Source organism: Thiomonas sp. DCM-2 (genome assembly GCF_056820905.1).
On the sequence record NZ_CM165962.1, the window covers coordinates 626,370 to 638,593 of the forward strand.

Annotated in this window: 13 protein-coding genes; 11 read left to right on the forward strand and 2 right to left on the reverse strand. The window is 57.1% G+C overall.

Features of this window, described 5'->3' with window-relative positions:
* Positions 1-14: 14 nt before the first annotated feature.
* Together AC1ZQA_RS03155 and AC1ZQA_RS03160 are read right to left on the reverse strand one after the other, a co-directional pair.
* Entirely contained in the window at positions 15-281 is a 267-nt protein-coding gene (locus AC1ZQA_RS03155) for a toluene-4-monooxygenase system B family protein (RefSeq protein ID WP_482678381.1), read from the reverse strand.
* Positions 282-350: 69 nt separating this feature from the next.
* The gene (locus tag AC1ZQA_RS03160) at positions 351-1,856 is read right to left on the reverse strand and encodes a YHS domain-containing protein (RefSeq protein ID WP_482678382.1); all 1,506 of its coding nucleotides are present in this window, start codon (positions 1,854-1,856) and stop codon (positions 351-353) included.
* A gap of 433 nt (positions 1,857-2,289) precedes the next feature.
* Here AC1ZQA_RS03160 and AC1ZQA_RS03165 point away from each other — a divergent pair, with 433 nt between their 5' ends.
* The 11 genes from AC1ZQA_RS03165 to AC1ZQA_RS03215 all read left to right on the forward strand — a co-directional run bounded on the left by AC1ZQA_RS03165 (position 2,290) and on the right by AC1ZQA_RS03215 (position 12,202).
* Positions 2,290-3,987, forward strand: coding sequence for a sigma 54-interacting transcriptional regulator (locus AC1ZQA_RS03165; protein ID WP_482678383.1), 1,698 nt, complete (start codon positions 2,290-2,292; stop codon positions 3,985-3,987).
* A complete protein-coding gene (locus AC1ZQA_RS03170) occupies positions 3,984-4,784 on the forward strand; it encodes a GntR family transcriptional regulator (RefSeq protein WP_482678384.1) in 801 nt (266 codons plus the stop codon). The genes AC1ZQA_RS03165 and AC1ZQA_RS03170 overlap by 4 nt, the downstream gene beginning before the upstream one ends.
* Positions 4,785-4,984: 200 nt before the next feature.
* Complete coding sequence (locus AC1ZQA_RS03175; protein WP_482678385.1) at positions 4,985-5,401, forward strand: phenol hydroxylase subunit; 417 nt, start codon at positions 4,985-4,987, stop codon at positions 5,399-5,401.
* 67 nt (positions 5,402-5,468) lie between these two features.
* Entirely contained in the window at positions 5,469-6,464 is a 996-nt protein-coding gene (locus AC1ZQA_RS03180; RefSeq protein ID WP_482678386.1) for an aromatic/alkene monooxygenase hydroxylase subunit beta, read from the forward strand.
* A gap of 35 nt (positions 6,465-6,499) precedes the next feature.
* The gene (locus AC1ZQA_RS03185) at positions 6,500-6,769 is read left to right on the forward strand and encodes an MmoB/DmpM family protein (protein WP_482678387.1); all 270 of its coding nucleotides are present in this window, start codon (positions 6,500-6,502) and stop codon (positions 6,767-6,769) included.
* 40 nt (positions 6,770-6,809) lie between these two features.
* Positions 6,810-8,363, forward strand: coding sequence for an aromatic/alkene/methane monooxygenase hydroxylase/oxygenase subunit alpha (locus tag AC1ZQA_RS03190; RefSeq protein ID WP_482678388.1), 1,554 nt, complete (start codon positions 6,810-6,812; stop codon positions 8,361-8,363).
* Positions 8,364-8,381: 18 nt separating this feature from the next.
* Positions 8,382-8,738 (forward strand): phenol hydroxylase subunit P4, encoded by a 357-nt coding sequence (locus tag AC1ZQA_RS03195; RefSeq protein ID WP_482678389.1) that lies wholly within the window; start codon positions 8,382-8,384, stop codon positions 8,736-8,738.
* Between the two features lie 56 nt (positions 8,739-8,794).
* Entirely contained in the window at positions 8,795-9,859 is a 1,065-nt protein-coding gene (locus AC1ZQA_RS03200) for a 2Fe-2S iron-sulfur cluster-binding protein (RefSeq protein WP_482678390.1), read from the forward strand.
* Positions 9,860-9,982: 123 nt separating this feature from the next.
* Positions 9,983-10,354: a 2Fe-2S iron-sulfur cluster-binding protein gene (locus AC1ZQA_RS03205; RefSeq protein ID WP_482678391.1), complete on the forward strand. Its 372-nt coding sequence runs from the start codon at positions 9,983-9,985 to the stop codon at positions 10,352-10,354.
* A 14-nt stretch (positions 10,355-10,368) separates the two neighbouring features.
* A complete protein-coding gene (locus tag AC1ZQA_RS03210; RefSeq protein ID WP_482678392.1) occupies positions 10,369-10,662 on the forward strand; it encodes a VOC family protein in 294 nt (97 codons plus the stop codon).
* Positions 10,663-10,744: 82 nt separating this feature from the next.
* Positions 10,745-12,202, forward strand: coding sequence for an IS5 family transposase (locus tag AC1ZQA_RS03215; protein ID WP_482677102.1), 1,458 nt, complete (start codon positions 10,745-10,747; stop codon positions 12,200-12,202).
* Positions 12,203-12,224: the final 22 nt, after the last annotated feature.

The window sequence follows — 12,224 nt, forward strand, 5'->3', positions numbered from 1 at the left end:
GTGACTCTCCGGGCTCAAGCTTTCGATGATTCCCAAACAACTTCAATGCATTGCATTGGCAGCAAACCTGAATCAGCAACCTTCATGGTTCGTGGCAATGGTGCCTGCGCCCCTTGGGGGCGTACGCGCATGATCGCCCCCGGTCGGGCTGCTACTCTGCGGCCGACTGAGTGATGTGCAGCCGCGGCGGCCACCTGATCCATGGTGAATTCCGTATCGACCGGGAGCAGCTGCAAAACAAAATCGCCCTGAAAGTTGGACGTTAGTGGAAATAGGGCCATCAATATCTCCTTGGGTTGTTTCGTCGCCCTCACGAAGGGCGACTTGTGATCATTAAGCGGGGGATGTATTCAAGCGGCCTGCTTGGTTGTGGCAAGCTTTCGGTAGGCTTCCACCCAGGCGTAGCCGTGTGCATCGTCTCCGATCTCGCCGGGCGCAAGACCCATATATTTAAGACCTCCACCAAGATCCATCGGTTGAATCATTCCGGCGAGGAAGCGGTCAATCAGGGACAAGTGCCCCTCGTAGCGTTCTGGCTCCTGCTCGAAACACCACTTGCAGCCCTCAGAGCAGAAGTGGTACCAACGGCCCTTATGTTCGAGGGCATGGTCGCGTACCTTCCACACTTCGCCCGGGGTGGCATTGATCGGAAGTTGGCACATGTTGCAAACTACCGGCAAGGTTTCAGGTAGCGTCAATTCAGGTTTGTTGGCAACCAAGTTGTCGATAATCACATCCCAGTTTTTTCCCCATGTGTCGTTCCAGCCCGGATATTTCTTCTCGAGCCACTCCCGATCCTCCGGGGTCACGCCGGCAGCGGGGTTCCACCATACCGTGGGGCGCCAGTACCACACACCAAGATGCATACCATGATGTTGATAGTCGAGTTCCTCGAGGAATTGCTCCCAATACCAGGGCCGCTCAAGCCCGAGATCAAGAATGGCGCGTTCAAATTGCCCGACGATCCACTCTTGCATGAATTCCTTGAACGACTGCTTGCGATGCTCGAGTGGTGTGTAGTAATCCATCATTGGTCCAGTAAGGACAGAAAACAGCTTCCACGAACGCCAGAATGCCATATCGATCATTCGTTGGGCTTCGGCTTTTTTGCCATGCGCAATCAAGATCGGGATGAGTGGACCACCGATCTGCGCATGGCGTGACTCGTCGGTCTGGATACTCGAGATCAAGCTTGAAAATGTCCAGTCGCCCGCTTCGGCTGCGTCTGCTGCGAGACCAAGGAACTGCATATTGGTGAATCCAGTCTCGAATGCAAACGTGAGCATCAGGCCAATCCCCACTGCATCGCGTGCATTCATCATGTTGTCGAACATGTGCCGTGCTGCGATTGCGCCCCACTCGTTTGTGTCGTAGGCCTTGAACGCCCAATCGAATTGCCGGTCTTTGGAGACGTATTCGTGGGGAAAATAAAGTTGTATCTGCCCGTGTCGGATTTCGTCCATCATCCCGAGCGTTGCCATATTGCGGTGTCCTGGGGCTTTAGCAAACCTGGCCATTCGAGCCTCGGCCGACGCGGCTGCATACTCTGCGCGTGCGATCGCACCGTAGTGCGCTTTGATGACGCTCAACCAGCCTGGGTCTGCGTTTTCGAACATTTTGCTGCGCTCGAGCGCAGCCTTGACAGAGTAGGCGCCAGCGTCTTTTTCTCGCTGGATCTTGACGTACTCTGGATAGGTCTGCTTGTACGGCTCGTCATAGGACTCCCAGTCGGCCATGGGGATACCCATATCACCCGACAGTTCCGGGGGAAAGAGCTCAGATTCCTCAACATAGGTTGGGGTCCAGTTCGTCGTGCGGGCGATGTCGTACCAGTCCATTCGCTCAAGTAGTGCCATGGTCAATGTCTCCAGTTAGCGAGAGCGGCATCTTTGCGCGCTCTGTCGATTGAACCTCAAGGCCGAAAATTCGGCCGCCACAAAATGGGCGAACATGTCAGGCTCCGGGTCGGACTGGCGTCCTTTGAGTCGGGTGCCGACATTTCGTCCAGCTTGCGCGAATCTGACAGACGCATGATCCATACCAAGATGGTCGTGTTGGCTCAAAAATATCGAGAAATTAGGGTAAGCACTGGGTTGCGACTCGCCTGAACGGGCAGATGATCTATCGGAAACTACTGGCCGATGGAGCGAAGATGGATCCGAGACAGCCTTGAGGGCGTCAACTTTGATCAAATCCGCAACCTCGCTCAAGTTGGATTGATGAATTGATCAAAAGACGTCCGCGAAGAGTCAGCCAATCACCAGGGCTACAGACCACGACAGATGAGACATGACACGAACCGCGATTCCGCCTCTGCCCAGTGACGCCGACTTACGGCGGTTGATCCACTTCTCTGCCGGAGACGGGAGAATTTGGCTTGCAGGTCAACGGATGATCCTGGTTCATGCCTCTGCACTAGCTGCACTCAGAGGTGAACTCATGCAGAGCGTCGGGCCAGAGCAGACACGTCGCTACTTCACACGCGTTGGATTTGCTGCAGGCGAAAGTGATGCAGCCCTGGCCAAGCAGCTGCGTGCTGAAGCAACATTGTTCGACATGTTTGCAGTTGGACCTCAACTTCACATGCTCGAAGGCGCCGTACAGGTCACGCCACTGCACTTCGATGCAGATCCGCATACCGGGCATTTCCATGGGGAATTCCGCTGGGATCACTCGTGGGAGGCCGAAGTCCACCGGCGAGATTTCGGTTTGCAGGGAAGCCCGGTGTGCTGGATGCTCGTGGGCTACGCCTCGGGCTACACCAGCACTTTCATGGGGTTGCCAATCATTTACAAGGAAACCAGTTGCGTCGGCTGCGGTGACTCGCACTGTCACATTGTCGGCAGACCACAAGAGGAGTGGCCCGATGCCGAGGAGTTATCGTCCTATTTTCGCGAAGATTCGATGCTCCGCACCATCATGGACTTGCAGACGCAAGTGGAGAATCTACGATCGGAAGTGGACGTGGAGGCGAATAAATCCCGCCTCATTGGTCAGTCGATTGCGTTCAAGAACTCCTATACCCTGTTGCAAAACGCAGCCCCGACGCAAGTCACCGTTTTGCTGACCGGCGAAACGGGGGTGGGAAAAGAGCGATTCGCGCGCGAGTTGCATGCTCTCAGTCCCCGAGCCGAAAAATCCTTCGTTGCCATCAACTGCGCGGCGATTCCGCATGATCTGATCGAGTCTGAACTATTTGGTGCCGAAAAGGGGGCTTACACCGGGGCATCTGCTCAACGCGCTGGCCGGTTTGAGCGTGCAGATGGTGGAACGCTGTTTCTCGACGAAATAGGCGAACTGCCCCTGGCAGCGCAAGCCAAACTGTTGCGCGTCCTTCAGGAGGGGGAAATAGAGCGGCTTGGTTCGACACAGACTCGTAAGGTCGATGTGCGTCTGGTCGTTGCTACCAATCGCGATCTGCAACAAGAGGTCAAGGAGGGGCGGTTCAGGGCCGACTTGTACTACCGCATCAATGTGTACCCCGTGCTCATCCCTCCCTTGCGTGAACGAAGGGATGACATCGAAGCGCTGATCCGCGACATGTTGGTTCGCTTTGCTGCGAAGCATCAGAAGCCTGTGCCCACATTGTCGGACCATGCCTATGAGGCGCTGCGCGACTACGACTGGCCTGGCAATGTGCGCGAACTTGAAAATCTGGTCGAGCGGGCTGTCATTCTTGCCAAGCCGAACGGTCTGGTGGATGCCCAGGATCTGTTTCCAGGTATTGGGCAACCGACTGGACGCAGCATCAATGCCAAGGGCAACCTCGCACTGGAGCCAACAATCGCGCTGGACTGTCACTCTCTGATCGATCAGTTGCAATCGTGTGGAGGCGGCCTAGAGGAACTTGAGCAGGGTCTTCTGCAAGAGGCAGTGGATCGAGCCAAGGGGAATTTGTCAGCTGCGGCTCGGCTATTGGGAATTACACGTGCGCAGCTTAGCTATCGTCTGCTGCGCAAACCGCTTCGAGAAAAGAGCTCGACATGAACGGCCCAGACGACATTACGCTGCCTCACCCTCTGCTCGGTCTCATTGGAGACGTTGCACCAGCAGCCCTTGTTTCTTCGCAGCATGACCCGCAACTTATCGAAGGCCTCGATTCCTGCGATTCTTCAAACCCACGTGCCAAAACCCTGGCAGAGCAGGCTTATCGGAGCCTGCGACAGCACATTATCGAAGGGGTCTACCCTCCTGGAGCGAAATTACGCGTCGAGCACCTGAAGGACGATTACGGCGTGGGTGCCGGTACGTTGCGCGAGGCATTGAACCGCCTCGTGAGTGATGCGCTGGTGATCGCCGAGGGGCAGCGGGGCTTCCGAGTCACTCCGATGTCGTTAGCCGATTTGGCCGACATCACCCAGTTGCGCATTCACATCGAGGTCGACACCCTGCGCCAATCGGTACGCAGGGGAGGTAAGGAATGGGAAATGCGCGTACGCAGTAGTTTCGAGCGGCTGAGTTCTTATGAGCAGCCCGTATCGCTTGCGCGGCGCTCGGATTGGGAACTGTGCAACCGCCAGTTCCACGACGCTTTGATCTCGGCCGCTGCCTCTCCATGGACGCACCTGATCCTGCGGATCTTGTCGCAACATGGGGAGCGTTACCGCAGGCTCTGCATTGGCATGCCACAAAGTCAGCGCGATGTGCATCGCGAGCATACGGAAATCTTCGAGGCTGCGCTGCGGCGTGCCGACGCACGGGCCGCACTTGCGCTCGAAGACCACATTAGCACCACACTTGTCACGTTGCAAAGTCTGCCACCGGATCAAAGTCCGCTGCGTTGAGCCGCACGTCGATCTTCAACTGATGCCGGGACTACATGGTCATGGGTATGGGTAGGCCGTGTAACACCCTCCAACGTCTCTCTGCGAAGCAGGTGGCATTGCGCACCGCAACGAGGATGCGCACGACCTACACAAGGATGTTTTTCATCAAATGATGAAAATGGTTTGCGGCTTCTGACTCATTTCATCAAGCAAAGCGTTTGGCGACGCCTTTGAGCGGCCTTTTTCGCTCAATTTTTAAGAGAGTTGTCCCTCCCTTCTTGTTTGGTGGGCTGGCTGGCTTAGGTGTTTACCCCAAAAATCTCGGGATTTTTGATGGAAGAGCCATCGTTGGCATGGATGGTGCATTGATGGAACCAGACAAGCAGAGCATAGGAGCCGAAATGCAAAAGTCGCATGCCGAGGCAATGGCGCACATGCCGGACCAGTTTGATCCCTCGATGAAATGGGTGCGCGTCACGGGCATCAATCCCCAGGGTTTCGTCGAATTCGAGTTTGCGATGGGCTCTCCGGAACTTTGTGTTGAGTTGATGCTGCGTCCTGATGCATTCGACGAGTTCTGTGCAGCGCAGAGTGCCGTTGTCTCCGATCCCGACCACCGCCTGCAGCGGCACTGATCGACGCCGGTCTGCAAGGCGCCAAGTCCCCCGACACCGTCCACAAAAAGCCAAGAGGAGATCATCAATGACCATCGACCTAAAAACCGTCGACATCAAGCCGCAGCGGTCGACATTTGCCAACGTCGCCAAATACATCGGAGAGGGAAAGACAGCCTCTCGTTACCAGGAAGCGACTTTCGGAGCGCAACCGGAAGCCAACTTCCATTACCGCCCAACCTGGGGCCCCGACCATGAATTGTTCGACGCCTCGCGTACTGCGATCCGCATGAGCAATTGGTATGCGCTCAAGGATCCGCGCCAGTTTTATTACGCGTCATGGACCATGACACGTGCGCGGCAACAGGACGCCATGGAGTCGAATTTCGAGTTTGCCGAGTCCCGCGGCATGATCGACATGATCCCCGAGGATGTGAGCAAACTCGCCCTGGATGTTCTGACGCCTCTGCGTCATGTCGCCTGGGGCGCAAATATGAACAACTCGCAGATTTGCGCGACCGGTTACGGCACGGTTTTCACCGCTCCAGCGATGTTCCATGCCATGGACAACCTGGGCATAGCCCAGTACCTCACGCGACTGGCACTGACGGTGGAAGGACCCGAGCGTCTGGACCTGGCTAAGGTGGCATGGTTGACCGATCCGACTTGGCAATCGCTGCGCAGGTATGTCGAGGACACGCTGGTGTTGCAAGATCCGGTCGAGCTCTTCGTTGCGCAGAATGTCGCGCTCGACGGCTTGCTCTACCCGCTGATCTACAGCACATTTGTCGATGACTACGTGGCCCTGAAGGGGGGCAGTGCAGTGTCCATGCTCACTGCATTCATGTCGGACTGGTTCGACGAAAGCAGCCGTTGGGTTGATGCGGTGGTCAAGACCATGGCGGGGGAATCAGAAGACAACAAGGCGCTGCTCACGCATTGGTTGCGCCATTGGGAGGAGCTTGCAGCCACGGCGTTGTTGCCAGTCGCCGAAATGGCGCTTGCGCAGGGTGGGCGGAGTGCGCTCGATGAAGCGCGCCAGCAGTTCCGCAGCCGCCTGACCAAGCTTGGCCTTGCCCTCTGATGCCTGCTCTTCGTAACCCAATAGCGAGAACCAAGATGTCTAACGTATTCATCGCATTTCAAGCAAATGAAGAGTCACGACCGGTGATTGAAGCGATTCTGGCCGACAACCCACAGGCGACCGTTGCCGAGTCGCCGGGGATGATCAAGATTGATGCTCCCGGCCATTTGACAATTAAGCGCGAGAGCATCGAGGAGCGCACTGGCTCGCGCTATGACCTCCAGCAGATTCATATCAATTTGATCACTCTGTCAGGGCATATCGACGAGGACGATGACCAGTTCACCTTGAGCTGGAAGCACTGACTAGAGCATCAAAGTCGATCAAACCAACAGGAGATGAACAATGGATACTCGTGTAGCGAAGAAAAAACTCGGTCTCAAGGATCGTTATGCCGCGATGACCCGTGGCCTGGGCTGGGAAACGACTTACCAGCCGATGGATAAAGTATTTCCGTACGACAAATACGAAGGCATCAAGATCCATGATTGGGACAAGTGGGAGGATCCCTTCCGCCTCACCATGGATGCCTACTGGAAGTATCAGGGCGAAAAGGAGAAAAAACTCTACGCTGTGATCGATGCTTTCCAGCAGAACAACGGCTTCCTTGGCGTGACCGATGCGCGCTATGTCAATGCGCTCAAGTTGTTCATCCAGGGGGTGACGCCGCTCGAGTACTACGCACATCGTGGGTTCGCGCATGTTGGCCGTCATTTCACCGGCGAGGGTGCGCGCGTCGCCTGCCAAATGCAATCGGTCGATGAGTTGCGTCACTATCAGACTGAAACTCATGCACTCTCTACTTACAACAAGTTTTTCAACGGCATGCACCACGCGAACCACTGGTTCGATCGCGTGTGGTACCTGTCAGTACCCAAGTCGTTCTTCGAAGATGCGAATACAGCCGGTCCGTTCGAATTTCTCACTGCTGTGAGCTTTTCTTTCGAGTATGTGCTGACCAACCTGTTGTTCGTGCCCTTCATGTCGGGTGCGGCCTACAACGGCGACATGTCCACCGTGACCTTCGGTTTTTCCGCCCAGTCCGACGAATCACGCCATATGACCCTGGGGATCGAGTGCATCAAGTTCATGCTTGAGCAAGACCCGGACAACGTGCCGATCGTGCAGCGCTGGATCGACAAATGGTTCTGGCGGGGTTATCGCGTGCTCACGCTTGTCGCCATGATGATGGACTACATGCTGCCCAAGCGCGTGATGAGTTGGAAAGAGGCCTGGGAGATCTATGCCGAGCAAAATGGCGGCGCCCTGTTCAAGGATCTGGCGCGATACGGCATCAGCGAACCCAAGGGTTTCAAGGACGCCTGCGAAGGTAAGGATCACATCAGCCACCAGGCTTGGAACACCTTCTATAACTACGGCGCGGCCGCTCCTTTCCACACTTGGGTACCAACTGACGACGAGATGGCTTGGCTGTCGGCTAAATACCCGGAAAGCTTCGACAAGCTGTACCGCCAGCGCCTGGAGTTCTACCGAGAGCAACAGCAGCAAGGCAACCGGTTCTATAACAAGACACTGCCAATGCTGTGCACGACCTGTCAGATTCCCATGTTGTTCACCGAGCCTGGAGATGCGACCAAGATTTGCTATCGCGAATCGGATTATCTCGGCGACAAATATCACTTTTGCAGCGATCATTGCAAAGAGATTTTCGACAACGAGCCGGAAAAATTCTCACAATCATGGTTGCCGGTGCATCAGATCTACCAGGGAAACTGTTTCAAGCCCGGTACTGATCCGACCAAGGAAGGATTTGACCCGCTCATGGCCGTGATGAATTACTACGAGCTCAACTTCGGTCGAGACAACCTTGATTTTGAAGGTTCGGAAGACCAGAAGAACTTTGCGGCCTGGCGTGGCCAAGCGCTGAGCAACACCTGAGACAAGGGGAGAATCAAGATGACCGTTGCTGCCGTCAAGCCCTACAAATTCCCACCGCGAGATGGCGTGGAGAAATTCCCTGCGCCTTTGCTCTTCATCGGTTGGGAGGATCACTTGTTATTTTGTGCCCCACATTGTCTGCCGTTACCGCCGACCATGCCGTTCGGGGCGCTGGTCTCGGAGGTTTTGCCAGGGGTCTATGGATATCACCCTGATTTTTCCAAAATCGATTGGGGCAAGGTGCAGTGGTTCAAATCCGGCAAGCCCTTCCATCCGGACGCGTCGAAGAGTCTGGCCGAAAACGGCCTTGGGCACAAAGATGTGATCCGGTTCAGAACTCCCGGACTCACTGGAATCAAGGGGTCCTGCAGCTGAGAGTCGACGCTCCTGCCTGAGCGGCATGTGCTGCTCCAGCAGGACTGACTATCTATATGAGCTATCAACTGACCATTGAGCCGATTGGGGCGACCGTGGAGGTCGAAGAGGGGCAGACTGTGCTTGATGCTGCTCTGCGCCAGGGAATCTATCTGCCGCATGCCTGTGGACATGGACTGTGCGGCACTTGCAAGGTACAGGTCGTCGATGGGGAAATCGACGTCGGAGATGCAAACCCGTTCGCTCTGATGGATTTCGAACGCGAGGAAGGCAAGGCGCTGGCCTGCTGTGCAACCCTCTGCGCCGATACCGTCATCGAGGCCGAGATCGACGAAGAGCCCGACGCTGAAATCATCCCGGTCAAGGATTTTGCGGCCGATGTGACCCGAATTGACCAGCTCACCCCAACTATCAAGGCCGTGTACCTGCGCCTGGAGCAGTCGATCCATTTTCAGGCCGGGCAGTACATTCAGCTCGAGATTCCCGGACTGGGTGAGAGTCGCGCGTTTTCCATTGCCAATTCACCGGCAGACGTTGCTGCCACTGGCGAGATCGAACTGAACGTTCGTCAGGTTCCAGGCGGGCAAGGTACCGCCTACATCCACGACACACTTCAGGTCGGCGACCGCCTGCGTCTGTCTGGCCCCTATGGCCGATTTTTCGTACGCAAATCGGCCCAGCTGCCCATGGTTTTCATGGCGGGCGGGTCGGGCTTGTCCAGCCCTCGATCGATGATTCGTGGCTTGCTGCAAGCCGGATGCTCTTTGCCGATCACGCTGATTTACGGGCAGCGGCATGCTGCCGAGTTGTATTACGACACAGAGTTTCGCGCACTGGCCCGGGAGCATCCCAATTTCACGTACGTCCCTGCGCTGTCCGATTCAGGCGACGCGACAACCGGTGGTGTCGAGAGCGGCTTTGTGCATGAAGTCGCGAAAAGACACTTCAACAACGATTTTTCTGGTCGGCAGGCCTATCTCTGCGGACCGCCGTTGATGATCGATGCCTGTATTACCACTTTGATGCAAGGGCGTCTGTTTGAGCGGGACATTTTTTTCGAGAAGTTCATCTCCGCTGCGGATGCCCAGCAGGTGCGCAGCCCATTGTTCAAGAAAGTATGAAGGCGACCTTAAATCTCGAGAGAGAATAAGTCGAATCAGGGTTGTTACCAGTCCTTGAGGCACTCCTTAATCCTATGATTTTACTGTCCTCATCAAAAATCTCGAGACTTTTTGACTCTACCCATGTCTTTCACTTCCACGTCAGCCGAGATGCCAACCGTCACACTGATCCAGACCGGCGAGAGCTACCTCTGCACAGAGCATGAGTCCTTGCTGTCCGGGATGGCAAAGCTTGGGCGGCGCGGCATTCCGGTGGGATGTCTTGGTGGCGGGTGCGGCGTGTGCAAGATTCGAGTGACCAAGGGCGAAGTGCGCAAACTCGGTCCGGTCAGTCGGGCTCATGTCAGTGTGGATGAGGAAGCACAGGGATACACCCTGGCATGTCGGGTCGCTCCGGAGTGTGCAGTGGAGCTGGAAGTCGTGGGCAAGTTGCAAAAGCCGTTTTTCAAAGGATTCGCTGGCTGTCAGTCGAATCTCGTTACCACGAAGTCATAAAGAGGAGATCAATCATGGGCGTCATGCGCATTGGACACGCCAGTATCCGAGTCATGGATATGGCTGCAGCGGTCAAGCACTATGAAAAGGTGCTTGGCATGAAAAAAACCATGGAAGACAAGCACGGCAATGTCTACATGAAGTGTTGGGACGAATGGGACAAGTACTCGCTCATCCTGACCCAATCCGATCAGGCCGGGCTCAACCACGTGGCCTACAAGGTGGAGCATGATGCCGATCTGGATGCGCTGCAAAAGCGCATCGAAGCCTATGGCGTCCCCCCTGCAAAACCCCTGCACCCCGCATGAATGCACACTTTGTTGTGTTTTTCGGTGCACCGAATCCCTTGAGAAACGTTATGGTGGAGGCGATTTTCTGAGGGATTTCTGGATGGCAACGCCCGACTTTTTCCGCAGCCGCATCGACGCGATGATCAACCTGGGCGACCCGCTGGCGGTGCTGGCCACACGACTGCCCTGGGCGCAACTGGAGGCGGCCATTGCCGAGAAGTTTGCGCGCCAAGTGCGCGCAGGCACCGTGGTCGAAGGCATGGACCTGTTCGGCCCCAATCAGGCACTTGTGGGTGCAGGCGCCAGTGCTGCGGGTCGTCCACGGCTGCCCCTGCGGCTGATGATCAGCCTGCTGTATCTGAAGCACACCTTCAACGTCAGCGATGAGGAACTGGTCGTGCGCTGGAGCGAGAACGTGCTGTGGCAGTTCTTCTCGGGCCAGGCGTACTTTGAACACCGCCTGCCGTGCGACGCGACCCAGGTCGGGAGGTTTCGCCGCGCCTTGGGGGAAGACGGCCTGGAAGAACTCCTCAAGGCCACCATCGACACGGCTGTGGCCACCCGCGCCGTGCAGCCCCAGGAGCTGCAGCGGGTGATCGTCGACACCACCGTGCAGGAGAAGGCCATCGCCCACCCCACCGACAGCCGCCTGCTGGAGATCGCCCGCCACAAGGTGGTGCGCAGCGCCAAACAAGCAGGCATCCCCCTCAAGCAGACCTACGCCAAGGAAGGCAAGGCCTTGCGCTTCAAGGCGGCAGGCTATGCCCACGCCAAGCAATTGCGGCGTCTGCAGCGCGTGATCAAACGCCAGCGCACGATCCTGGGGATTGTGCTGCGCGCGGTGCAGCGCACGCTTCAGGCGGCGGACTTTGTCCCGTCTTCCCCCAAAGCGCTGGCTGCGCTCCAGGAGTGGATGGCCCGGGCTGAAGCCGTGCGCACGCAGCAACCCAAAGACAAGAACAAACTCTACGCCCTGCATGCCCCGGAGGTGGAGTGCATCGGCAAGGGCAAGGCGCGCAAGCCCTACGAGTTTGGGGTGAAGACGGCCGTGGTGGTCTCGCACCAGCAGGGGCTGATGCTGGGGGCGCGCACCTTCCCCGGCAATCCCTATGACGGCCACATCCTGCATGCGGCACTGGAACAGGCCACCATTCTGATGCAGGACTGGGCCGTGACCATCCAACATGTCGTCGTCGATCTGGGCTTTCGCGGGGTGGATGCCGACAACCCGGGCCGGCACATCCTGCACCGCGGCAAGTTCAAGCGCCTGACTGCACAGCAGCGCACCTGGCTGCGCCGCCGCTCGGCGGTAGAGCCGGCCATCGGACACTTGAAGGCCGATCACCGCCTGGATCGCTGCTGGCTCAAGGGGGCGCTGGGCGATGCGCTGCACGCCCTGAGCTGCGCGGCGGGCTACAACATCAAATGGCTGCTGCGCGCCATCGTCCGTCTGGGCCTGGGCCCGGTTTTTTTGCGCCTGCTGCGCCAGGCGCTGGGGGGTGCGCGGGCGATGGGCGCCTCACCGCCCGCCCGCGGCCCCGCTTGGGCACTGGCCTGAGACTGTGGGCTCGCCGCCCCAA